Source organism: Amycolatopsis sp. TNS106 (assembly GCF_019330265.1).
Classification (GTDB): Bacteria; Actinomycetota; Actinomycetes; order Mycobacteriales; family Pseudonocardiaceae; genus Amycolatopsis; species Amycolatopsis lurida.
On sequence record NZ_CP024972.1, the window covers coordinates 1,517,127 to 1,541,066 of the forward strand.

The following is a 23,940-nucleotide window of genomic DNA, read 5'->3' on the forward strand; positions in this document are numbered from 1 at the left end:
CTTGGGTCGTTCCAACGACCCAAGACACTCACGACCCGCTCGACCATTCCTCGCAACGTCGCGAAAGGAAGTGCTGTGCGCAGCAGGTCAACCCGGATCGGTGTGCTGTCCCTGACCATCGCCGCCGGTGTCCTCGTGCCCGTTCAGACCGCTTCGGGCCAGACACCGACGACCGACTACAGCCTCGCCGTCGAAGCGGCGGGACGCGGTGCCGCGATCGACCGTTCGATGTACGGGGTCTTCTTCGAGGACATCAACCGCGCCGCCGACGGCGGGCTGTACGCGGAACTCGTGCAGAACCGGTCCTTCGAGTACGACAAGGCCGACAACGCGTCGTACACGCCGTTGACGTCGTGGGCACCCACGTCGCTCAACGGCGGAACCGGTACGGCGACGGTGGCCGACGACGACCGGCGGCTCAACGAACGGAACCGCCGCTACCTCAAGCTCGACCTCGCCGGCGGCGAGTACGGCGTCGCGAACTCCGGCTACAACTCGGGGATCCGGGTCGAGAAGGGCAAGCAGTACGACTTCTCGGTGTTCGCCCGGACCGATCGGGCGGCGGGCACTCCGCTCACGGTGGCCGTCACCGATCCGGCGGGCAAGCCGCTCGCCGATCCGCTGCGGGTGCAGGTCCGCGGCGACGGCTGGGTGAAGTACACCGGCAGTGTCCGGGCGCGGGAGTCGAGCGCGCTGGGCAGGCTCGCGCTCACCGCGTCCGGCGGCGGGACCCTGCGGCTGGACATGGTGTCGCTGTTCCCGCGCGACACCTACAAGAACCGCCCCAACGGCATGCGGATCGATCTCGCGGAGAAGATCGCCGCGCTCAAACCCGGTTTCGTGCGGTTCCCCGGCGGCTGCCTCGTCAACACCGGCAGCCACCAGGGTTACGAGGCGCCGAACTGGGAACGGAAGCGGTCGTACCAATGGAAGGACACCATCGGCCCGGTCGAGCAGCGGGCCACGAACGCGAACTTCTGGGGCTACAACCAGTCCTACGGCATCGGCTACTACGAATACTTCCAGTTCTCCGAGGACATCGGCGCGATGCCGCTGCCGGTGGTGCCGGCGCTGGTCACCGGCTGCGGTCAGAACAAGGCGACCGACGACCCGGCGCTGCTGCGGCGGCACATCCAGGACACGCTCGATCTGATCGAGTTCGCCAACGGCCCGGTCACCTCCACCTGGGGCAGGAAGCGGGCCGAGATGGGGCATCCGGCACCGTTCAACCTGACGCATGTCGGCGTCGGCAACGAGGAGAACCTGCCCGACGAGTTCTTCGCCCGCTTCACCGAGTTCCGCACGGCGATCGCGGCGAAGTATCCGGGGATCACGGTGATCAGCAACTCGGGACCGGACGACACCGGCGGGACGTTCGACCGGCTGTGGGACCTCAACCGGAACGCGAAGGTCTCGATGGTCGACGAGCATTACTACAACAGCCCGCAGTGGTTCCTCCAGAACAACCAGCGCTACGACACCTACGACCGCAACGGCCCGAAGGTGTTCCTCGGTGAATACGCGTCGCTGGACAACAAGTTCGGCAACGCGCTGGCCGAGGCCGCGTACATGACCGGACTGGAGCGGAACGCAGACGTCGTCAAGCTCGCGTCGTACGCGCCGCTGCTGGCGAACACCGACTACGTGCAGTGGAAACCGGACATGATCTGGTTCGACAACCAGCGTTCGTGGGCTTCGGCCAGTTACGAGACGCAGAAGCTGTTCATGACCAACGTCGGTGATCACGTGGTCCCTAGCAAGGCCTCGGCCACGCCTGCCACGGTCGCGCCGATCTCGGGCGCGATCGGCCTGTCCACCTGGGCGACGAGCGCGGCCTATGACGACGTCAAGGTCACCTCTGCCGACGGCGCGCAGCTGTTCTCGGACGACTTCTCCGGCGACGACTCGCGCTGGTCGAAGGTGGCCGGACGAGGTGCCTGGGCGGTGTCGAACGGGGCCTACGTCCAGTCGGACCAGGCCGCCGAGAACACCCTGGTGACCGCGGGTGATCCGTCGTGGAGCAACTACGACTTCTCGGTGAAGGCGACCAAGACCGGCGGCAGGGAAGGCTTCCTGGTCGCGTTCGGCGTCAAGGACACCGGCAACAACTACTGGTGGAACCTCGGCGGCTGGAACAACACCGTCTCCGCCGTCGAGAAGACCGAAGGCGGGGGCAAGACGACCTTGCTTCAGAACGACACCAGGATCGAGACCGGCAAGCAGTACGACCTTCGGGTCGAGGTGCGGGGCCGTCAGGTCACGCTGTTCCTCGACGGGCAGAAGTGGGGCTCGTTCACCGACGACAAGGTCGCCGAGCCGTTCCGACAGGTCGTCACCCGCGACGTCAAGACCGGTGAACTCGTGGTCAAGGTGGTCAACGCCCAGGCAGCGGCCGCCCGCACTCGGGTCGATCTCGGCACGCGCGTCCAGCCTGGTTCGACCGCCCGGGTGACAACGCTCCAAGGCTCGCCGGACGACGTCAACACCGCTTTCAGTACGCCGATCGCACCCCGTGAATCGCGGTTCTCCGGCGTGTCGAACGCCTTCACCTACACCTTTCCGCCGAACTCCGTGACCTTCCTGCGGTTCCCGGCCCGAGTGAGGGGATGACCATGACCATCGACCGCCGTGACCTGTTCAAAGCCGGAGTCGGGCTCTTGGCCGTCACCGCCGTCGGCGGCCTGGCGCCGGGTACGGCCCAAGCCGCCGAGGTCGCTCCCGCGTCGCTGACCACCCGGAACCCGCTGGTCGAACAGCGGGCCGACCCGTTCATCACCCGGCCGGTGAACGGGATGTACTACCTGACCGGTTCGGTGCCCGAATACGACCGCATCGTCGTGCGCGGCGCCGCCACGATCGACGGCTTGGCCACCGCCAGGGAGACGACGATCTGGCGGCGTCCGTCGTCCGGCAAGATGGGCGGCCACATCTGGGCGCCGGAACTGCATCGGATCGACGGACGCTGGTACGTCTACTTCGCCGCGGGTGACTCCGACGACGTCTTCCGAATCCGCACCTATGTGCTGGAGTCCACTTCGGACGATCCACGCGCGGGCACGTGGGTGCTACGCGGGCAGATGGTGACCGAATGGGACACGTTCACGCTCGATTCGACGACGTTCGAGCATCGCGGCAAGCGCTACTTCGCCTGGGCCCAGAGCGAACCCGGGATCGCGACCAACAGCAACCTGTACCTCGCCGAGATGGCCTCGCCACTGGCCCTCAAGGGTGATCCCGTCCGGCTCGCGGTGCCCACGCTGCCGTGGGAGATCCAGGGGTTCAAGGTCAACGAGGGACCGGCGGTGCTCATCCGCAACGGACGGGTGTTCATGACCTACTCGGCGAGTGCCACCGACGCGCGCTACTGCATGGGGCTGCTCACCGCGGACGAACGTTCGGACCTGCTCGACCCGCGTTCGTGGACGAAGTCACCGCAGCCGGTGTTCACCACGAACGAGGCCACCCGGCAGTACGGGCCCGGGCACAACTCGTTCACCGTCGCCGAGGACGGCTCGGACGTGCTCGTGTACCACGCCCGCGACTACCGCGACATCACCGGCGATCCGCTGTATGACCCGAACCGGCACACGCGGGTGCAGCGGTTGTACTGGAACGACGACGGGACACCGAGTTTCGGTGTGCCGGTGGGCAAGGGCGGCCCTTGCGTGCGACTGTCCCCGTTGGACGATCCGGCGTTGTACGTACGGCACTACGAGTACCGCCTGACCGCCGACGGCAACGTCCGCGAGCTCGCCGATTCGCAGTTCCGCGTCGTCGCGGGGTTCCGTGGAGCGGGCACCGTCGCCCTGCAGTCGGTGAACTTCCCGGACCGGTACGTCCGGGTCGTGGACGCGACGACCGTGCGGATCGATCCGTACGAGGAGAGCGACGCGTACGGCCGGGCGGCGAGTTTCACCCAGGTGCCGGGCCTTTCCGACCGGCTGGCGGTGTCGTTCCGCCTCCCGGGTGAGCCTGCCACCTATTTGGCCCACGACAAGGGAAGGATCTTGGTCTTCCGTCCCGGTGCCACGGTGCGGGATCGTCAACGGGTCAGCTTCCGGCTCAGCTGAACTCCCTGGGAGGTTGAACGCAGTGCTGCGAACACGCCCCATCGTCCTGGTCCTGGCGATGCTCGCCGGGACCCTCGTCGCGGCCGTCACTCCGGCGGCCGCCGACGTCCAGTCCTATCTCGACGATCCACGCAAAGTCGCCGAAGGCCAGGAGCCACCGCACGCATTCCTTCGTCCTTACGCCGACGTCTCGGCCGCGGCTCGCCGCGATGAACGCAGTCCGTACACCCAGTCGCTCGACGGCAAGTGGCGGATCGCGATGGCGGACAACCCGTCGCAGGTACCGGCGGGATTCCACGAGGACGGCTACGACGCGTCGCGCTGGCGCGAAGTCTCCGTCCCGCACACCTGGCAGACGGACGGTCTGGACCATCCGATCTTCCGCAACATCGCCACCGAGATCCAGCCCGACGACCCGCCGCGCGTCCCGCGCGACGTCAACCCGACCGGCGCCTACGTCCGTGACTTCACCCTGCCGGCGGACTGGGCGGAACGCGAGACCTTCCTGCGCTTCGAGGGTGTCACGTCGGCGTACTTCGTCTGGGTCAACGGGAAGTACATCGGCTACGACCAGGGCGGCTACACACCGGCGGAGTTCGACATCTCCTCCGCGCTGCGCCCGGGCCCGAACCGGATCGCCGTGCAGGTGCACCGCTGGAGTGCGGGTGCCTATCTGGAGGACGTCGACCAGTGGCGGTACTCGGGCATCTTCCGCTCGGTGACCCTGCATTCGACACAGGGGACGTTCATCCAGGACGTCGGGCTGACGACCGACCTCGACGCGACCTACACCGACGCCACCCTCAAGGCCGCGGTCGAGGTCGCCACCAAACCCGGTGGAACCACGGGCAAGCACCGGGTCGGGTTGAGCCTGCGTGACGCCGCGGGCAAGGAGGTCGGGACCACGAGCGGGGAGGTCGACGCGGGTGGCAAGACCACGTTGAGCCTGCCCGTCCGGAATCCGGCGAAGTGGACCGACGAGACGCCGAACCTGTACACGGCGGTGCTCACGTTGACCGCGCCCGACGGCCGCGTCACGCACATCACCAGCGAGACGGTCGGGTTCCGCGAGATCGAGATCCGCGACAAACAGCTGCTGGTCAACGGGAAACGGGTGCTCTTCAAGGGCGTCAACCGGGCGGAGACCGACCCCGATCACGGCAGGCACGTGCCCCGCCGCGCGCAGGAACGCGACGTCGCGCTGATGAAGCAGCTCAACGTCAACGCGGTCCGGACCTCGCACTACCCGTCGGATCCCTATTTCTACGAGCTGGCCGACCGGCACGGGCTCTGGATCGACGACGAGATCGATATCGAGACCCACAACCACGAGAACTGCGCTCAGTACTGCCAGGCGAACGATCCGGCCTGGCGGGACGCCTTCTTCGACCGCATGATCGGCATGGTCGAACGGGACAAGAACCACCCGAGCGTGTTCCTGTGGGACACCGGCAACGAGGCGGGCCTCGGCGCGCATCACTTCGCGCTGGCGGAATGGCTGGATGCGAACGAACCGACCCGGCCGATCTACCACCAGTCGAACAGCCCGGACGGGGACGCGCCGTTCGCGGACGTGTGGGGTCCGCGGTATCCGTCTCCGGAGAAGTTCGCCGAGCAGGCGAAGAACACCACCAAACCGCTGATCTTCGGCGAGTACGCCCACGCCATGGGCAACAGTCTCGGCAACTTCCGCGAGTTCTGGGACACGATCCGGGCGAATCCGCAGACCCAGGGCGGGTTCATCTGGGACTGGGCGGAGCAGAACATCCGGCAGCGGATCCGGATCACGCCCGATTCGTCGGGCAACGACATCTCGGCGCACCTCAGCGGCAAACCGGAGCTGGTCGACGGCCATCGCGGCAAGGCGCTGGCGTTGTCCGGGCTGGACGATTTCGTCGAGGTCTACCGCGACCGGAAACTCGACATCACCGGGAAGGCGCTGACCTTGGACGCCTGGGTGAAGCCGGGGAAATGGACCGGCGACTTCCGCATCCTCGGCAAGGGCGACCACCAGTACGCGCTCAAGATGAAGACACAGGACACCCTGGAGTTCTTCATCCACAGTGGAACATGGCAGGCGGTGCAGGCGAAGGTGCCTGCCGATTTCTACGGGAACTGGCACCGGGTGAGCGGCACCTACGACGGAACAGCCTTGCGGCTCTATCTCGACGGCAAGGAGATCGGGAGCAAACCGTTCACCGGCGCGATCGACTCGTCTTCGGCGGAGGTCAACATCGGCCGCGACTTCGAAACGTCGTGGAACGATCCGTCGAGTATCGGCTGGATGGGCCGCGGCGCAGTCGACGACGCCCGCATCTACGACAAGCCGCTGTCCGCCGCTGAACTGTCCGGCTCCACCCCGGCGGGCGGTGCCGTCCTGGCGCTGGACTTCGACAGCGTCACGGACCGGGGGAGCCACCTGTCCTACGGCTCCAGTCTGTCCGGTGTGGACGGTCTGATCGACTCGGATCGTTCGGCGCAGCCGGAGACCGCGCAGATGGCGTGGGCACACCAGCCGCTCCGGTTCGCCTACGCCGGCGGCACGGTGTCGGTGACCAACGAACGGCAGTTCAAGGGCACCGACGAGCTGAACCTGCGGTGGCGGATCCAGGAAGGCTCCCGGATCGTCGCCCGGGGCGAGCAGCCGTTGCGGGTCGGCGCCGGGGCGACCGGGCGGATCGCCGTGCCCGCGCCGCCGAATCCCGGGGACCGCGAGCGGTTCCTCACCGTCGAAGCGGTGACGACACAGGGCGAGTCGATGCTCGCGCGGGGGCACATCCTGGCACACGACCAGTTCTCCCTGGGCGGGAAGCGGATTCCCGGCCTGTACCGGAGTCCGCTCGACGGGAAGTCCGTCGGGATCGTCGAGGACGCGGGTTCGGTGACGGCGTCGGCGGCGGGAGTCACGTACAAGGTGGACAAGGCCACCGGCGCCCTGGCGTCCATCCGGCATCAGGGCAAGGAACTGCTGACCGGCGGGCCGAAGCTCGACGCGTGGCGGGCGCCCATCAGCAACGAGACCTTCGCCTGGGGCAGGGCCGAGGGCGAGGACTGGCGTAAGGCCGGCCTGGATCGCTTGAAGACCACGGTCACCGGTGTCCGGGTCGAGAAGGACGGCTCGCGCGGCGTGCGGGTGATCGTCGACAGCCGGGTCGCGGCACCCGACGTCGCCGGGGCGTGGTTCGACCAGACGATGACGTACGCCGTCGACCGGACCGGGACCTTGAGTCTCGGCAACCGGGTGGTGCCGCAAGGGAGTGTGCGCACACTGCCGTATCTGCCCCGGATCGGTGTCTCGCTCGCGGTGCCGGACCGATACGACCGGTTCGCCTGGTATGGGCGAAAGGCCGAGAGCTACGTCGACCGCAAGGACGGGACGCCGATCGGCGTGCAGTCGAGCACGGTGGACCAGCAGTACGTCGAGTACCACCGGCCGCAGGACCACGGCAACCACACCGACAGCCGATGGGCGCTGCTCACCGACGGCCGGACCGGTGGCCTGCTGGTCGGCGGCGCGAACGACGTCAGCGTGACACCGTTCGACGATCTCGACCGGGCGGCGTATCCGTTCCAGTTGCAGCGCAACAAGGGCTGGTTCACGCTGCACGCGAGCCACGCGGTGACCGGCGTCGGTGACACGCCGAACCCGGTGCGGGAACGCAGCCAGGTCCAGCCCGACAGCAACTACGAGTACACGCTTTCGCTTCGGCCGTTGACCTCGCAGGAAGCGCGAGCGGGGCTGCCGGCAGGCGGCTGACCGACCGGCGGGATCCCTTCACGGCGCGGTGAAGGGATCCCGCGCGGCGTCCGCGCCGTAACCGATCCCGATGCCGTAGGTGAACCGGCCCGCCGCCGATCGGCGCCGCTCTCTTTGGCCGACTGGGTCTCCGCCCACCTCCGGTGTGCGGCCGCCGGCCTGGGCGGGTAGATCATGTCGCCGGTCCAGGGCGAAGTCATGGGCATGCTGCTTCGTCCGGGTGATGTCGGCACGAGGCACGGTTCGAGACCGTCCGCTGTCGCTAGTCTCGATCTTCGACTGCGAGGGAGATTGAATTCATGGCGGAATGGGCCGATCTGGTCGCGTTCGTACGGCACGAATATCGGGTGGTGAAGGACGAAACGGACGAAATTCGCATCCGGTTGTCCTATGGCGACGACGACTACGAAGAGCGGGCCCAGACCGTGGTCATCGCACGGGAGGTCTTCGATCGCCGTGAGGACTGGGTGCAGATCGCGACGCCGTTCGCACGGGTCAGCGAGGTCGACCTGGAGTCCGTGCTGACCGAGATCGGCAACACGATCGTCGTCGGCGGGCTGGTGGTCATGGGCGAACACCTGGTGCTGCGCCATTCCCTGCCGTTGGTGAACCTCGACATCAACGAGTTCACCGACCCGCTCGAGCTCGTCGCGGGTTCCGCGGAGCTGCTGGAGCAGCAGTTCACCGGACGCGACGACTACTGAGCCGTGTGACCTCATCGAACGAGGTCACACGCTCGCATTCCTCTTCCGTGAGCTTGTTGATCGCTGCCCGGTACGCCTGCGCTTGAGCCGTACCGGGCAGCTCGCCGTCGAGGAGAGGCGGAAGGCCGAGTTCGAAACCGCAACGGGCCCGGACACCGTAACGGTGCCGGGTGCGGGCGACCGCGGTGGCGACGCGGAGCCCGTGCTCGGTGCCCGGCGGTGTGGCTGGCCTGTCGGTCTCGATGGCCGCGAACCGGAAGCCGTTGGCCTGATCGCATTTCTCACAGCCGACGGGCCCCGCACCGAGCCCGATGCCGCAGTCGGTGCAGGTCAACCTGTCGAAGGCGGCGTCGACGATTCGCCATTCGAACGCGGAAGTGTCGGCGATGACCGATTCGGCGAGGTCGGCCTCCTCTTTCGTTCCGGCGGTCACCTCGTATTCCGCGAGGAACGACCGCCACCGGTCCTCGATGCTCGCTTCGACCTCGGCCAAAGCCTCGGCGGGGGCACCGCCGCGCGGAAGTGCGGTCATGGCAAGACCCTAAACCGCGATCGTCATTAAGGTGTGCGTTATGGGGCCGTCGAGATGGGGTGGGCTCGCGGCGCTGCTCGCGGGGTTCTTCGTGCTCCTGCTCGACACGACGATCGTCGCGGTGGCGAGCCCGAGCATCCAAGCCGATCTGGGTGGGGACGTCGCCGCGCTCTTCTGGGTGACGGCAGGCTATCTGCTGGCGTTTTCGGTTCCGCTGCTGGTCGCCGGTCGTCTCGGTGATCTCTTCGACCTCAAGCGGGTCTACCTTTTCGGGATGGGCGGCTTCGGCGTCGCCTCGGCGCTGTGCGGGCTCGCGCCGTCGATCGGCTGGCTCATCGCGTTCCGGATTCTGCAAGGCCTGGCCGCGGCCGCGATGGCACCGCAACCACTCACGTTGATCCGACGGCTCTTCGCCGAAGACGAGCGGGGCCGGGCGTTCGGCATCTGGGGCTCGGTGGCTGCAGCGGCCACCTTGCTCGGCCCCATTCTGGGCGGGCTGCTGACAGCGAGTTTGGATTGGCGCTGGACCTTCTGGGTCAATGTGCCGCTCTGCGCCGTCGCCGTCGTCCTGGGCATCCGCCTGATTCCGGGCAGCCAGGGGAATAGCGCACGCTTCGACCTGCTCGGAGCCGCGTCGAGTACGGCGGGCCTGAGTCTGCTGGTGTGGGCCCTCCTGTCGTGGAGCCCGCTTTCTGTGCCTGCGGCCGCCCTCGCCGGTGTGCTTCTCGTCTTTTTCTGGTTTCGGGAAAGGGGCCAGGGTGAAGACGCGCTCGCGCCCTTGCGCCTCTATCGCTCGTCCGGGTATTCGTCCGCGAGCATCGCGATGGCATCGCTCGGCGCGACGGTTCTCGCGATGGCACTGCCCACCATGCTCTATGTTCAAGAGATCCGCGGTTTCGGCCCGATGGAAGCCGCGGTGGTCCTCGCGCCGGACGCGGTCGTCGCGATCCTGGTGTCCCCGCCCGCAGGCCGTTGGGTCGATCGGGTGGGCGGTCGACGCCCGGCGATACTCGGCATGAGCCTGCTCGCTACGAGCATTCTGTTCATCGGGCTGGTGGTGGTGTTGAGCCTGAACCCCTGGTGGATCTCGGTGGGCGCCGCGTTTCTGGGTGCTGCCAACGCGATGGCGTGGTCACCGCTGTCCGCCATCGCGATGGCATCCGTCGAACCCGACGCCGCAGGCGGCGCCTCGGGTCTGTTCAACACGGTCCGGCAGGTGGGCGCGGTGGCCGGGGTGGCGGTGACCGGCGCGATCCTGGCGGGGCTCGAATCACGGCCGGCCTTGGCTTTCGGTGTCGTGTTCGGGTTCGTGGGTCTCGTCGCCGTTGGCGGTGTCGCGGCCGCGCTTCGGCTTCCGGGGCGCTCGCGAATTGTCGGGGCTCGAGTCCTTCGCAATTAGTCACCTAATTGCCTTTCGGATGCCTTGCGGACGGTCATTCAGGTTGCCGACCTGATTCACTCGTCAGTGGTTACTGTTCCCTTTGGCGGTTGCTTAAAATTACGAACACATGTTCTATTGTTTGCGGTATTCTGGAGGCGTGTCCGAGACCTTCCTTCCCGAACTGCCGCAGGAGTTGTGGCGCGCCGGCAAGCTCGAGCTTGCCCATGGCGTGCAGCAGTCCTTACGGGTGATTCGCATGGCCACCGCCGGGTTAGGGCGGTACCTGGCGGAGATCGAGTCCCGGGGCGTCAAAGACTTGTACGGCTATGGCCGCACGGCGAACTGGTTCGCCGATATCGCGGGGCTGTCGATCGGTGAAGCGGGTGCCGTGGTGAAGCGGGCCATCGCCCTGAATCCCAGCCGCGCGTTGGACGGCACCGAGGTTCCCGCCACGCTGCCCGCCACCGCCGCTGTGGCGGCGGAGGGCCTGGTCGGGGACGAGCGGATCGATCAGATCCTGGAGATCGTGAAGAAACTCCCGGCCGAGGACCGCGCGAACGCGGAGAAGATTCTCGCCGATCTTGCCCCGAGTGCCGGTCCCCGGCAGCTGGCCAAGGCCGAGGCGAACCTGCTCGCCTTGCTCGACCCTGACGGCAAGGCGCCCAAGGATCCGGAACCGAAGGAGCCGCGCCGGGAAATCACCCTGGAGCGCCGCAAAGACGGGTTCTGGAAACTCACCGGGTTGCTCGATGACGAGACCGGGGCCCGCACCGCCGCCGCACTCGAGGCCTACGCGCAACCCCGCCCAGTCGACGAATTCGGCCAGGCGGATCTGCGGATGAAATGCGAGCGCATGGGTGATGCCTGGGTCGACATCCTGGATCTGGCGATCGCGTGCCCGGACCAGCCTGGCACCAGCGGCTACCGCACCCTCGTCCATGTCACCATCGGACTTGACGAGTTGAAGTCAGGTCTCGGGACCGCGTGCCTGGACTTCGTCGGCACGATGACCGCGAGGGAAGCCCGGCTGGCCGCCTGCGACTGCCTGATGCTGCCCGTCGTGATGAGCGCCGCGGGCGAACCCTTGGATGTGGGGAGACTCAGACGGTTCGTGACACCGGGTCAGCGTCGGGCGTTGAATATCCGCGACGGGGGCTGCGCCTTCCCTGGCTGTCACCGGAAACCCAAGAACTGCCACGCCCACCACATCGTGCACTGGGCAGACGGCGGACCGACCGACCTCCGCAACCTCGTCCTGCTCTGCGGATTCCACCACCGCCTGATCCACCACGGCGACTGGGAAGTCCGCATGGCCGCCGACGGACTTCCGGAATTCATCCCGCCGCAATACCGAGATCCGCTTCGACAACCCCGGCGCAACACCCTGCACCACGTCTGAACTCGAGGAGCCCGCCAGCCACCCGGCGACGGGCCCCTCGCCATGCCCACACCCCGGCGAACCCGAATACCGACTCGAAAATGCCACGTCACGTCCCGACGGCGACCCATGCCAGACCCGAACGTATGTCCGGACCCCGATCATGCGTGCCTCCAACCACGCGAGCAGGTAGCGAGGGGCCCCTTCACTACCCTCAGGGTAGGCAAGGAGGCCTTCACGGCACGCCGTGCCCGCCAGAGACCTCGCGCCCGAGCGCACGAAGAAGACCCGCACATACTCAAATCGCGGAATCCCACCAGTTCAACACTCGAGTGCCGTGCAACGTCAGCCACTTCGACGGCTCGCCCGCCTCGACGTCGACCTCGAACCACACCTTCCCGGCGTGCCGGTGGGCCTGTAGCCAAGTCCCGTCCGGCTGCCGCGCGGTACGGATGCGTTCGACGGCTTCGGCCATCCGCGGATCCGGAGCAGTGGAGTCGTGCAGTGACGCCTCACGAAAGTAGTCGGCCGCGTTCAGCACGTCGTAGAACCAGCGGAACGGATACGCGAAGACCGTGATCCACGGCGCGATCTCCGACCCGGTCGAGAGCCGCCGGAACAGGCCCCGCTCCAGCAGGTACTCCTCACCTGAGCGCCGCGCTGCCCGCGAAGCCGGAGTGCCGCCGGTCGCGGTCTCGAAGGCGAGCAGGCCCTTGAGCGAGTTGAGCGTCGAGTGCACGGACGAGCGCTGGGAACCCGAGACCCACTCGCAGTTCCAGCCACCGTCGGGCTGCTGATGCTCCGAGAACCACAAGACGAGCGAGGCGACGTCGGCGCCGAGCCACAGGCCGTTCGCGAGGGTCCACGCGTTGATGCAGCAGTCGACCTCGCCGCCCCAGTACGGCAGGTCGCCGTACTCCCATCGGCTGTTCTCGGCGAGGAGTTCGGCGGTCCCGTGCAGGGCCGCGGCGTCCATGCCCCACTCGCGCAGGGTGTTCAGCGACCAGGTCGTCGCCGTCCACGGCTGCCCGCCTTCCGCACCGGTGAAGCCGGCGGGAAAGAACGCGCCGCCCGCCCACTGGCCGTCCGGGTCCTGGTGGGCGAGCAGGCGCGCGCCGAAACCTTCGGTCGCGATCCGCGCCCGCGTCGCCTCCCAGACCTCGGGCGGCTCGTGCGCGAGGTCGCGTTCCACCTGCCAGCGCAGGGCGGGGTCGGAGTCGAGCAGCCACGGGAGCATGCCGAGACCTTAAGCCTGATGCCGCCGCGCCAGCGCCTCCGAACCTTGAGCGAGCAGAGAGACATCGGCGCCGACCAGCACGAACGAAGCGCCCGCGTCGAGGTAGCGCTGGGCCTGTGCGGGGTCGAACGCGTTGACTCCCACCGGTTTCCCCTGAGCAAGGACGGCCTCGAAGGTGCTCAAGACGGCCACGGTGACGTCGGTGTGGGTCTGCTGCCCGAGCAGCCCCATCGAGGCGGCCAGATCGGAAGGCCCGACGAACACCCCGTCGACGCCGTCGACAGCGGCGATCTCGGCGGCGGCCGCGACCCCCGTCGTCGACTCGATCTGGACGAACAGCGAAGTGAACTCCTCGGCCTTCGCGAGGTAGTCCTCGACCCGGTTCCAGCGTGCCGACCGCGACAGGGCGCTGCCGACCCCGCGCACGCCACGCGGCGGGTAGCGGACGGCCCGCACCACGGCTTCCGCCTCCTCCGCGCTGTCGACCATGGGCACCAGCAGGTTCTGCGCGCCAAGGTCGAGCAATTGCTTCAATGCGACAGCGTCGCCGGACGGCGCGCGCACCATCGGCGTGATCGGATACGCGGCGATCACCTGCAGCAACGACTGCACCGTCTCGAGCCCGGCGGGGGAGTGCTCGGTGTCGACGAGCAGCCAGTCGAGTCCGGAACCCGCGCAGATCTCCGCGACGACCGGGCTGCCCGACGTGACCCACATGCCGATCCGCGGCCGCTCGCCCAGCCGATCCCGGAACGGCGGGTCTAGACGAAGCGGCATGTGATCGCCCCAAGGTCCCGGTAGTCGGCGGTCACGGTGTCACCGGGGTGCACCCACATCGGCCGCGTGAACGACCCGGCCAGCACGATGTCGCCCGGGTCGAGCTGGTCACCGTGCTGGGCGAGTTTGTTCGCCAGCCAGGCGACGCCGTTCGCGGGATGGTTCAGCACCGCGGCGGCGACACCGGATTCCTCGATGGTTTCGTTGCGGTACAACAGTGCCGAAACCCACCGCAGGTCGACGGCGTCCACCGCGACCGGGTTGCCGCCGTAGACCATCCCGCCCATGGCCGCGTTGTCGCTGATCGTGTCGACGATGGTCCGGCCCGCCATCTCGATCCGGGACGACAGGATCTCCAGCGCGGGTACGACGTACTCGGTCGCGCGAAGCACGTCGAACACCGTGGTGTCCGGTCCGGCGAGGGGATCACGGAGCACGAAGGCCAGCTCGACCTCGATGCGCACGTTCGAGAACCGGCTGTGCTCGATCACGGAACCGTTCTCGAACACCATGTCCGCGAAGATGGCGCCGTAGTCGGGCTCGGTGATCCCGGTGGCCGCCTGCATGACCTTCGACGTCAGCCCGATCTTGCGGCCGACCGGACGTCGCCCCGCCGCGATACCCCGGCGCCGCCATTCGTTCTGCACGGCGTACGAGTCCTCGACGGTCATGTCCGGATAGCGCGCCGTCAGCAGCGGGATGGTCTCCCGGGCTTCCTCCGCGGCCGCCAGTTCGTCGGCGATCGCGGTGATCGTTTCCTGTTCGAGCATGTCCCCGCCTCAGAGCTGGTTGCCGAGTTTGTACTCGCCCTGTTTCCAGGCCGGCAGTTCGCCTTCGTCGTCACCCTTGCGGGTATAGGAGAAGCCGTCGGCGCCGATGGTGACTTCCAGTTCGCTCTCCTCGGTCCGCGCGGCCACCGGCTGGGGTTTGCCGTCGAGGTCGAGCACGAGAGAGGCGTCGGTGTACCACGACGGGACCACCGGCGTGCCCCACCAGTCGCGGCGCTGGTTGTCGTGCACGTCCCAGGTGACGACCGGGTTGTCGGGGTCGCCGGTGTAGTAATCCTGCGTGTAGATCTCGACGCGGTGCCCGTCCGGGTCGCGCAGGTACAGGTAGAACGCGTTGGAGACGCCGTGCCTGCCGGGGCCGCGTTCGATGTGGTCCGACATCCGCAGCGAGCCGAGTTTGTCGCAAATGGACAGGATGTTGTGCTTCTCGTGCGTCGCGAAGGCGACGTGGTGCATCCGCGGCCCGTCGCCGCCGGTCATCGCGGTGTCGTGCACGGTCGGCTTGCGGCGCATCCAGGCCGCGTACGTGACGCCCTGGTCGTCCTGGATGTCTTCGGTGACCCGGAAGTTGAGGTCTTCCATGTGCTTGACCGCGAGCGGGACGTCGGGCGTGACCTGGTTGAAGTGGTCGAGCCGGACCAGCGCGCCAGGGACGTGCAGGTCGTAGCGCCAGCTGAGTCTGTCGACGTGCTGGACGTCGTGGAAGAACTCGAGCGGGAAGCCGAGGGGATCCTGCACCCGCACCGAGTCGCCGATACCTCGGGTGAACCCGTTCTCGTTGCGCTCGACCCGGCAGCCCAGTTCCGTGTAGAACGCGACGGCCTTGTCCAGGTCCTCCGGCGACCGCACCCGGTACGAGAACGCCGCGACCGCGGCGACCGGTCCCTGGCGCAGCACGAGGTTGTGGTGGATGAACTCGTCGATCGTGCGGAGGCTGACCGTGGTCTCGTCCTCTTCGGTCACCGTCAGTCCGAGGACATCGGCGTAGAACGCGCGCGAACGCGCCAGATCGGTGACGACGAGTTCCATGTACGCGCAGCGCAGGACGTCCGGCGGCGGCGATTTCGGGGTGGGGATCGGCTTCATTGCGTCATCCTTCGTGGACGGGGGAACGGGGTCAGCCCTTGCCGAAGGCGGGGTTGTGCACCTCGCCGAGATTGATGTGCACCGCCTGCTGGTCGGTGTAGAAATCGATCGAGCGGTAGCCGCCCTCGTGTCCCAGCCCGGACGCCTTCACCCCGCCGAAAGGCGTGCGCAGGTCACGGACGTTGTTCGAGTTGAGCCAGACCATGCCCGCTTCGACGGACTGCGCGAAGTTGTGCGCCCGCTTGAGGTCGTTGGTCCAGATGTAGGCCGCGAGCCCGTACTTCGTGTTGTTCGCCAGCGCCAGTGCTTCGTCTTCGCCGTCGAACGGCGTGATCGCGACGACCGGGCCGAAGATCTCCTCCTGGAAGATCCGGGCGTCCGGTTTGACGTCGGCGAACACCGTCGGTGCCACGTAGTTCCCGGTCGGGAAGCCGTCCGGGCGGCCACCACCGGCGACCAGCCTGCCCTCGGTCTTGCCGATCTCGATGTACTTCATGACCTTGTCGTAGTGCTCGGGGTGCACCAGCGCGCCGACCTCGGTCGCGGGATCGCTCGGGTCGCCCACCTTGACCCGCTTGGCCTGCGCGGCATAACGCTCGACGAACTCGTCGTAGATCGCACGCTCGACCAGGATCCGGCTGCCCGCGGTGCAGCGTTCGCCGTTGAGCGAGAACACGCCGAAGATCGTCGCGTCGATCGCGGTCTCCAGATCGGCGTCGGCGAAGACGATGGCGGGCGATTTGCCGCCCAGTTCCATCGACAGTCCTTTGAGGAACGGCGCGGCGTTGCCGAAGATCAGGCTGCCGGTGCGGCTCTCGCCGGTGAACGAGATCAGCGGGACGTCCGGGTGCTTCACCAGCGCGTCACCGGCGTCCTCACCGAAGCCGTTGACGAGGTTGAACACGCCCGGCGGCAGCCCGGCCTCCTCGAAGATCTCCGCCCAGAGCGACGCGGAGAGCGGGGTGAACTCGGCGGGCTTGAGCACGACGGTGTTGCCGGTCGCGAGCGCGGGCGCGAGTTTCCACGACTCCAGCATGAACGGCGTGTTCCACGGCGTGATCAGCCCGGCGACGCCGATCGGCTTGCGATTGACGTAGTTGATCTGGCGGCCGGGCACCTTGTAGGTGTCGTCGGCCTGCGCGACGATCAGGTCGGCGAAGAACCGGAAGTTCTCCGCCGCCCGGCGCGCCTGGCCGAGCGCCTGCGAGATCGGCAGACCCGAGTCGAAACTCTCCAGCGCGGCCAGCCGCTTGTCCCGCGACTCGACGAGATCGGCGATGCGGTTCAGCACGCGCGAACGCTCGCGCGGCAACAGCTTGGGCCAGGGTCCTTCGGTGAACGCCTTCCGCGCGGCGGCGACGGCGCGATCGATGTCGGCCTTCTTCCCCGCGGCGGCCTGGACGTAGACCTCGTTGGTGACCGGGTCGATCACGTCGAAGACGGCGCCGTCGGCCGAATCGGCGAGTTCGCCGCCGATGTAGTGCCGGATCCGCTCCGGGACACCGTCCGGGATCGGCCGGGGAGTGGTGGTGGTCAAGATGTGCCCTCCTCAGTCAGCGGTTCGCGCGCTCTCGAGCGTCCAAAAAGGCCTGCATGGTGGCCCACCGGTGATTGCGCGCGGCGAATTCGATGTCGAGCGGGTCGGCCTTCTCGGTGATCAGCCGGAGGATCTCTTCGTGTTCCTCGACCGAGCGGTGCGCGCGGTCGGGGACGAACGCGAACGTGGAGTCGCGCAGCCCGGACAGCCGGGTCCAGCCCTGGTGCACGAGGTCGAGGATCTGCGGGTTCGGGCAGCACTCGAAGAGCAACGAGTGGAACTGCTGGTTCAGCGCGGTGAACTCGTGTGCGTCGAAGTGGTCGAGCAGCGCGATCATGCGCTCGTTGACCCGCCGCGCCCGCGCGATGTTCTCTTCGGACAGTTGCGGCGCGGACAGCGCGGTGGCGACCCCTTCGACGACGCCGAGGGTCTGCATGGCGTGGACGTACTCGTTCTGGTCCACCATCGCCACCCGCGCGCCGACGTTGCGCTCGAAGGTGACGAGCCGTTCGGCCTCCAGCCGCCGGATCGCCTCGCGCACCGGGACGACGCTCATGTCGAGCGCGCCGGCGATCTCGGCGAGGACGAGCCGGTAGCCGGGCCCGTACTCGTGCCTGGCGATCCGCTCACGCAGCCACTCGTAGGCGAGTTCGGACTTGCTGGTCGTCTTCACTGCTTCTTCTGCCATGCCTCATACCTTTCCCGCCACAACGGGTTCAGCGGGAAGAGCCCCTCGATCGGGCGGCCCTGTCCGACCTGCTCGGCGATCCAGGAGTCCTCGTCCTCCTGGACGAGCGCCGCGTCGGCGATCTCTTCGGCCAGCGACGGCGGGATGACGACCACACCGTCGTCGTCACCGACGATGATGTCGCCGGGCAGCACGGTGGCCCCGCCGCAGGCGACCGCGACGTCGGTGTCCCACGGCACGTGCTTGCGTCCGAGGACCGCCGGATGCGGGCCTTGCGAGAACACCGGGAGCCCGGTCGCGGCGACGGCTTCGAAGTCTCGGACCCCGCCGTCGGTGACCACGCCGGCGGCGCCGAGGTACCGCGCCCGCAACGCCAGGATGTCGCCGAGTGTCCCGGAACCCTTGTCACCGCGTGCTTCGATGACGATCACCTCGCCGGCGCCGACCGAGTCGAAGAGGCGCTTCTGCGCGTTGTAACCGCCGCCGTGGGACTTGAACAGGTCTTCGCGGTTCGGGACGAAGCGCAAGGTCCTCGCCGTGCCGACGACCTTCGAGCCGGGCAGATTGGGGCGTACGCCGTCGATCGCGACGTTGTTCAGCCCGCGTTTGCGCAGCTGGGCGGACAAGCCCGCGACAGGTGCGCGCAGCAGCTTGGCGCGCAGTTCCTCGCTGAGCGTGGGCGAGTTCTCTTCGGCCGCTTCGGAGGGAGTTCCCCAGGCTTCGGCGCGCTGCTTGTCGTCGACCTCGGGCAGGCTGCCGATGTCCGAAAAGGACCGGATTCCCTGGGTGACGGTGGTGTGGAGCCTTCCGCTGCTGACCGAGGTGCCGGGAACGTCCACTTCGACCACGACGACGTCGCCGGGGGAGACCACCGTCGAGCCTGCCGGGGTCCCGGTGAGGATGACGTCGCCCGGTTCCAGCGTGAAGTGCTGGGAGAGGTCGGAAACGAACTGCCGCAGGGGGAACAGCAGCCCGGCCGTGGTGTCCTCCTGCACCAGGTCACCGTTCACCCAGGTGCGGATGCGCAGCGACGAGGGATCGATGTCGCGGGCGTCGATGAGGCCGGGGCCGAGCGGGGTGTAGCCGTCGCCCCCCTTGGACCGGACGTTGGAGCCCTTGTCCGCGGCGCGCAGGTCGTAGAGGCCGAAGTCGTTCGCGGCGGTGACCGCGGCGACGTGGTCCCACGCCTGGTCCGGCTTGACCCACCGGGCCGTGGTGCCGATGACCAGGGCGATCTCGCCTTCGAAGGCCAGCAGTTCGGTCCCGGCCGGCCGTTCGACCGTACCGCCGGACGTGCCGATCGAGCTCGACGGCTTGAAGAAGTACGACGGGTTCGCCGGACGCCGCCCGCGCTGCTCGGCGCGTGACGCGTAGCTGAGGTGGACGGCGATGATCTTGCCCGGCCGGGTGGCCGTCGGACCGGACGGTGCCTCGTAAGTGCCCATGTTCCCCTGAATCCTCGACCTTGCTTCGTATCTAATAACGTATATGATTCCGTGCCACAGTGGCAAGGCGGTCACCGAGTGGCCTTCGCCTCGCCCGGACATCCCTGCGGGCCGCCACTCGCGTCAGGCCTACGTCAAAGGAGTCAAGGTGTCGAATCCAGCGCAGGATGAACGCACGCCCGGCCGGACCGCTCCACCGTCTTCCGATCGGCGCCGGGTCGCGTTCGCGACCGTCGTCGGCACCACGGTCGAGTGGTACGACTTCTTCGTTTACGCGTCCGCCGCCGGTCTCGTCTTCGGCAAGCTGTTCTTCTCCGGCCTCGGTGCCAACAGCACGCTCGTCTCCTTCGCCACGGTGGGCGTGAGCTTCCTGTTCCGCCCGCTCGGGGCGTTCCTCGCCGGGCACTTCGGCGACAAGTACGGCCGTCGGGTGGTTCTGGTACTCACCCTGATCCTGATGGGTGCCGCGACCACGCTGATCGGTGTACTGCCGACGTTCGACCAGATCGGTGTCCTCGCGCCGGTGCTGCTGATCCTGTTGCGGATCCTCCAAGGGGTTTCGGCCGGTGGTGAATGGGGCGGCGCGGTCCTGATGGCCGTCGAGCACGCGCCGTCGAAGCGCAGGGGACTTTTCGGCGCCTCGCCGCAGATCGGTGTCCCGCTGGGGCTGCTGCTGGCCTCCGGTGTCCTGGCGCTGACCAGCCTGCTCGTCCCTGGCCAGGCGTTCCTCGACTGGGGCTGGCGTATCCCGTTCCTGCTCAGTGTCGGGCTGATCCTGGTCGGCCATTACGTGCGGCGCCGCGTCGAGGAGAGCCCGGTGTTCCGGGAGATCGCCGAACGGCGTGAGCGGACCCGGACCCCGATCATCCAGCTGTTCCGCAAGCACGCCGTGCTCGTCCTGGTGGCCGCGCTGGTGTTCGCGGGCAACAACGCCGTCGGCTACATGACCACCGGCGGCTACATCCAGAACTACGCGACCAACCCGAAGGGCCCGATCGGCCTCGACCGGGGTCCGGTGCTGTGGGCGGTGACCGCCTCGGCGGCGACCTGGTTGCTGTCGACGTGGGCGGCGGGCGCGGTGTCCGACCGGATCGGCAGGCGGCGCACCTACGTGGTCGGCTGGATCGCGCAACTCGCCGGCATCGCGTTGCTCTTTCCCTTGGTGGACAGCGGGAACATCGTGTTGCTGGCGCTGGGGCTGATCATCCTCAGCGTCGGGCTCGGCTTCACCTACGGCCAGCAGGCGGCGTTCTACGCGGAGCTGTTCCCCGCGTCGATCCGCTTCTCCGGCGTTTCGATCTCGTACGCGCTCGGCGCGATCCTCGGTGGTGCGTTCGCGCCGACGATCGCCACCGCGCTGGTCGACGCGACCGGCACGTCGGTGTCCGTGGCCGTCTATCTGGCCGGGATGACCGTCGTCGGGCTCATCGCCACCTTGTTGCTGCGTGACCGGTCGGGTATCCCGCTCGGACCGGACCATGAAGCCGAACAGGCGGTGAGCCCGCTGCGCTTCTCGAAGTGACCCCGCCGTCCGTGACGCTCACCCGCCGAGAGCGTCACGGACGGCTTTCGCCGCCGCCTTGAGCCGCTCCGCGAGCTCGGCGGGGGTTCGTGTGCTGGACAGGTAGACGACCGCGAGCGCGGCGGGAGCATGCCCGCGCAGGGGGAGAGGCACGGCCACCGAGCTGAGGTTCTCGATCACCTCGCCGTGGCTGTCCGCGTAACCGCGGTCGGTGACTTCCTTGATCCCCTCCGGCCAGTCCTCTTCCGGTAGCTGGGAAAGAATCGCGCGGCCGGGGGCGCCCGCGGTGAACGGATGCCTGGACCCCGGGCGCTGCGCGACGGACGCGACGGCGTGCCGGGGTTCCACGCTGACCAGCGTCACGCATTCCTCGCGGTCCATCACCGCCACGAAACACGTCATGCCGAGTTCGTTCGCGACCGCCGTCAGTTCGGGTAACGCCGCGGCCTGCAGATCGTGTTTGATCCCCGCCGCGAGCGCGGCCAGCCGCGCGCCCAATTCGTATTTCCCCGCGGGTTCCCGCGTGAGAAGCCCGTGCTCTTCGAGGGTGCGGATGAGCCGGTACGCGATCGACCGGTGCACGCCGAGCCGTTCCGCGATCCGGTCGACACTGAGCGGTTCTTGGGCGTCGGCAAGGACTTCGAGGACACGGATGCCGCGGCTGAGTGTCTGGGACGTGCTCGCGGTCTTGCGGGACTCCGAAATCATCGTATACGATCCATTTCGATAGTTGAACTGGCTGTTCGATTATAGAACAGGAACCGACGATGATGTCACGCGAAACCAGTTTCTCGCCGGGTTCGAGCCTGTACCGGCCGCCCGCGCAGTTCTTCCGCGGCTGTCTCGGCCGGTTCGCGACGGGAGTGGCCGTCGTGACCTTCGATGCCGCCACGAAACGGCATGGCCTGACGGTGAACTCCTTCACCGCGGTCTCGATGGATCCGCCGCTCGTCCTCGTCTCGATCCAGCGCACCGTGAAAAGTCACGACCTGCTCGCCGGCCGCCCCTTCGCGGTCAACGTCCTCGGCGCCGAGCAAGAGGCGCTGGCGATGAACTTCGCCGGCCGCCCGACCCCCGAAGGCGCGCCGACGTGGGTCGAAGGCGGGCACGCGCCGCGGCTCGGCGGCGTCCTCAGCTGGTTCGACTGCACGCCGTGGGCCGCCTACGACGGTGGTGACCACACCCTGTTCCTCGGCGAGGTGCAGGAGTTCGACTACCGCTCCGGCGACGCGCTCGGCTTCGTCAACGGGCAGTTCTCGACCATCCACGAATCCGCGCAAGGCCACGAATCCCTGTTCTGACAACGACGTCCACCCCGAGAAGGAGCACGACATGGGAGCCCGTACCGGACAGCAGTACCTCGACAAGCTCAACGCGATGACACCGGAGTTGTACGTCGACGGCGAGAAGGTGACCTCGAAGGTCGCCGAGCACCCGGCGTTCCGCAACAACGCGCTGACCTACGCGAAGCTGTTCGACCTCCAGCACGACCCGGCGCACCGTGACGTCCTGACCTACGAATCGCCGACCACGGGGGAGCGGGTCGGAACCTCGTTCCTGGTGCCGCGCAGCGAGGAAGACCTCAAGCGCCGTCGTGCCGCCTTCTCCGTGTGGGCGCAGTACTCCAACGGTTTCCTCGGTCGCACCGGCGACTACATGAACTCGTCGCTCACTGCCCTCTCGACCGCGAAGAAGTTCTTCTCCCAGGCCGATCCCGTCTATGGCGAGCGCATCCAGAAGTACTACGAGATGGCGCGTGAGAACGACCTCCTCGCGACGCACACCCTGATCCCGCCGCAGGTCAACCGTTCGGTGTCGGGCAGTCAGCAGGGCGGTGGCAATCTCTCGGCGAAGGTCGTCGAGGAACGGGAAGACGGCATCGTCGTCCGCGGCGCTCGGATGCTCGCCACGATCGCGCCGATCGCCGACGAACTCCTGGTCTTCCCGTCGACAGTGCTGCGTGGTACTCCCGAGGACGCGCCGTACTCCTACGCTTTCGCCGTCCCGAACGACGCGCCCGGTCTTAAGTACTTCTGCCGGGCCGGACTCGACCACGGGCGCTCGCATTTCGACGAACCGCTCGCCTCCCGGTTCGAGGAAATGGACGCGGTCGTGGTGTTCGACGACGTCTTCGTCCCGAACGAGCGCGTCTTCCTGCTGGGACATCCGGAGCTGTGCAACGCCTGGTACTCCGAGACCGGCGCCGGCGCGCTCATGACCCACCAGGTCGTCACGCGCACGCTGGCCAAGACGGAGTTCTACCTCGGCCTCGCCAGTGAGATCGCGGCCGCGATCGGCATCGGCGGCTTCCAGCACATCCAGCAGGACCTGTCCGAGCTGATCTCCTACGTCGAGATCGAGAAAGCCGTGCTGCGCGCGGCGGAAGCCGACGGGAAACTCAGCGAGGACGGCGTCTTCCTGCCCAAGTGGGAAGTCCTCAACGCCGCCCGGAACTGGTACCCCACGAAGGTCTCGCCGCGGCTGACCGAGATCATCCGCAAGTTCTCCGCTTCCGGCCTCATGGCGCTGCCGGGCGAAGCGGACTTCGAGGCCGAAGGCCGTCCCGACATCGACACGTACCTCCAATCGGCCACGCTGCCCGCCAAGGATCGCGCGCGGCTGTTCAAGCTGGCGTTCGACGCGTCGGTCTCGAGCTTCGCCGGGCGGGAGTCGCTGTACGAGTACTTCTTCTTCGGCGACCCGGTACGGATGGCGGGCGCACAGGTGAACGCGTACCCGAGGGAGGCGCTGCAGGAACGCGTCCGGGAACTGCTGGCGCGCGAAGGCCGGTGAGTGCGGATTTCGCCGAAACAGCCGTGAATTCGAACGAATAGCGACAACCGGAAAGCGTCCGTCGCCCACTGGGTGGCGGACGCTTTTCACGGGTGCGGTGGGCAGGCCAGGTATCGGCCATGATGTGTCCTGCTTTTGTCCAAATTTTCGTCGTCACGGATCTGTGAGCGGGTTACGACGTTCGAGCTAATCTCCGCATCGACCGTTCAAGTTCGCCGTGACCGTGCGCAAAAATCCAGGAGCTC

The 23,940-nt window shown here is 67.6% G+C and carries 19 protein-coding genes; 9 read left to right on the top strand and 10 right to left on the bottom strand.

What is annotated here, in order from left to right; translation table 11 throughout:
- The first annotated feature begins 75 nt into the window (after positions 1-75).
- Genes CVV72_RS06770 through CVV72_RS06780 form a run of 3 tightly spaced genes read left to right on the top strand, consistent with a single transcriptional unit; the run spans position 76 to position 7,827 of the window.
- The gene (locus CVV72_RS06770) at positions 76-2,610 is read left to right on the top strand and encodes an alpha-L-arabinofuranosidase C-terminal domain-containing protein (RefSeq protein ID WP_219151551.1); all 2,535 of its coding nucleotides are present in this window, start codon (positions 76-78) and stop codon (positions 2,608-2,610) included.
- A gap of 2 nt (positions 2,611-2,612) precedes the next feature.
- Positions 2,613-4,070 (top strand): family 43 glycosylhydrolase, encoded by a 1,458-nt coding sequence (locus CVV72_RS06775; RefSeq protein WP_255632559.1) that lies wholly within the window; start codon positions 2,613-2,615, stop codon positions 4,068-4,070.
- A gap of 22 nt (positions 4,071-4,092) precedes the next feature.
- Complete coding sequence (locus CVV72_RS06780) at positions 4,093-7,827, top strand: glycoside hydrolase family 2 TIM barrel-domain containing protein (RefSeq protein ID WP_219151553.1); 3,735 nt, start codon at positions 4,093-4,095, stop codon at positions 7,825-7,827.
- An 18-nt stretch (positions 7,828-7,845) separates the two neighbouring features.
- Here the strand turns inward: CVV72_RS06780 and CVV72_RS06785 are convergent, their stop codons facing one another.
- Positions 7,846-8,067 (bottom strand): hypothetical protein, encoded by a 222-nt coding sequence (locus CVV72_RS06785; protein WP_219151554.1) that lies wholly within the window; start codon positions 8,065-8,067, stop codon positions 7,846-7,848.
- A 59-nt stretch (positions 8,068-8,126) separates the two neighbouring features.
- On the opposite strand from CVV72_RS06785, the gene CVV72_RS06790 reads away from it, so the two are divergent.
- Positions 8,127-8,531 (top strand): hypothetical protein, encoded by a 405-nt coding sequence (locus tag CVV72_RS06790; RefSeq protein ID WP_034323802.1) that lies wholly within the window; start codon positions 8,127-8,129, stop codon positions 8,529-8,531.
- On the opposite strand, the gene CVV72_RS06795 is transcribed toward CVV72_RS06790, so the two are convergent.
- On the bottom strand, positions 8,509-9,063 hold the full coding sequence (locus CVV72_RS06795; RefSeq protein ID WP_219151555.1) for a hypothetical protein: 555 nt from the start codon (positions 9,061-9,063) through the stop codon (positions 8,509-8,511). The genes CVV72_RS06790 and CVV72_RS06795 overlap by 23 nt on opposite strands.
- 40 nt (positions 9,064-9,103) lie before the next feature.
- On the opposite strand from CVV72_RS06795, the gene CVV72_RS06800 reads away from it, so the two are divergent.
- Positions 9,104-10,462 carry an MFS transporter gene (locus CVV72_RS06800; protein WP_219151556.1) on the top strand — a complete coding sequence of 453 codons (1,359 nt, stop codon included), beginning with the start codon at positions 9,104-9,106 and terminating at the stop codon, positions 10,460-10,462.
- A gap of 139 nt (positions 10,463-10,601) precedes the next feature.
- Positions 10,602-11,843 (top strand): HNH endonuclease signature motif containing protein, encoded by a 1,242-nt coding sequence (locus tag CVV72_RS06805; protein WP_219151557.1) that lies wholly within the window; start codon positions 10,602-10,604, stop codon positions 11,841-11,843.
- Positions 11,844-12,120: 277 nt separating this feature from the next.
- Here CVV72_RS06805 and CVV72_RS06810 read toward each other — a convergent pair whose 3' ends face one another.
- Genes CVV72_RS06810 through CVV72_RS06840 form a run of 7 tightly spaced genes read right to left on the bottom strand, consistent with a single transcriptional unit; the run spans position 12,121 to position 19,380 of the window.
- A complete protein-coding gene (locus CVV72_RS06810) occupies positions 12,121-13,059 on the bottom strand; it encodes a squalene cyclase (protein ID WP_219151558.1) in 939 nt (312 codons plus the stop codon).
- Between the two features lie 9 nt (positions 13,060-13,068).
- On the bottom strand, positions 13,069-13,836 hold the full coding sequence (locus CVV72_RS06815; protein ID WP_219151559.1) for an HpcH/HpaI aldolase/citrate lyase family protein: 768 nt from the start codon (positions 13,834-13,836) through the stop codon (positions 13,069-13,071).
- Positions 13,821-14,606, bottom strand: coding sequence for a 2-oxo-hept-4-ene-1,7-dioate hydratase (gene hpaH / locus CVV72_RS06820; protein WP_219151560.1), 786 nt, complete (start codon positions 14,604-14,606; stop codon positions 13,821-13,823). The genes CVV72_RS06815 and hpaH overlap by 16 nt, the downstream gene beginning before the upstream one ends.
- A 9-nt stretch (positions 14,607-14,615) precedes the next feature.
- Positions 14,616-15,710 (bottom strand): 3,4-dihydroxyphenylacetate 2,3-dioxygenase, encoded by a 1,095-nt coding sequence (gene hpaD / locus CVV72_RS06825; RefSeq protein WP_219151561.1) that lies wholly within the window; start codon positions 15,708-15,710, stop codon positions 14,616-14,618.
- A 31-nt stretch (positions 15,711-15,741) separates the two neighbouring features.
- Positions 15,742-17,247: a 5-carboxymethyl-2-hydroxymuconate semialdehyde dehydrogenase gene (hpaE, locus tag CVV72_RS06830; RefSeq protein ID WP_219151562.1), complete on the bottom strand. Its 1,506-nt coding sequence runs from the start codon at positions 17,245-17,247 to the stop codon at positions 15,742-15,744.
- A gap of 16 nt (positions 17,248-17,263) precedes the next feature.
- Complete coding sequence (locus tag CVV72_RS06835) at positions 17,264-17,935, bottom strand: GntR family transcriptional regulator (RefSeq protein ID WP_125676801.1); 672 nt, start codon at positions 17,933-17,935, stop codon at positions 17,264-17,266.
- Entirely contained in the window at positions 17,917-19,380 is a 1,464-nt protein-coding gene (locus CVV72_RS06840; protein WP_219151563.1) for a fumarylacetoacetate hydrolase family protein, read from the bottom strand. Before CVV72_RS06840 ends, CVV72_RS06835 begins: the two co-directional genes overlap by 19 nt.
- A gap of 148 nt (positions 19,381-19,528) precedes the next feature.
- Between CVV72_RS06840 and CVV72_RS06845 the strand changes: the two genes are divergently transcribed.
- On the top strand, positions 19,529-20,902 hold the full coding sequence (locus CVV72_RS06845; RefSeq protein ID WP_219151564.1) for an MFS transporter: 1,374 nt from the start codon (positions 19,529-19,531) through the stop codon (positions 20,900-20,902).
- Between the two features lie 18 nt (positions 20,903-20,920).
- Here the strand turns inward: CVV72_RS06845 and CVV72_RS06850 are convergent, their stop codons facing one another.
- The gene (locus CVV72_RS06850; RefSeq protein WP_219151565.1) at positions 20,921-21,610 is read right to left on the bottom strand and encodes an IclR family transcriptional regulator; all 690 of its coding nucleotides are present in this window, start codon (positions 21,608-21,610) and stop codon (positions 20,921-20,923) included.
- A gap of 59 nt (positions 21,611-21,669) precedes the next feature.
- Here CVV72_RS06850 and CVV72_RS06855 point away from each other — a divergent pair, with 59 nt between their 5' ends.
- Entirely contained in the window at positions 21,670-22,203 is a 534-nt protein-coding gene (locus CVV72_RS06855) for a flavin reductase family protein (RefSeq protein ID WP_126735022.1), read from the top strand.
- 31 nt (positions 22,204-22,234) lie between these two features.
- Positions 22,235-23,695, top strand: a complete 1,461-nt coding sequence (hpaB, locus tag CVV72_RS06860; protein WP_219151566.1) for a 4-hydroxyphenylacetate 3-monooxygenase, oxygenase component — start codon at positions 22,235-22,237, stop codon at positions 23,693-23,695.
- Positions 23,696-23,940 lie beyond the last annotated feature (245 nt).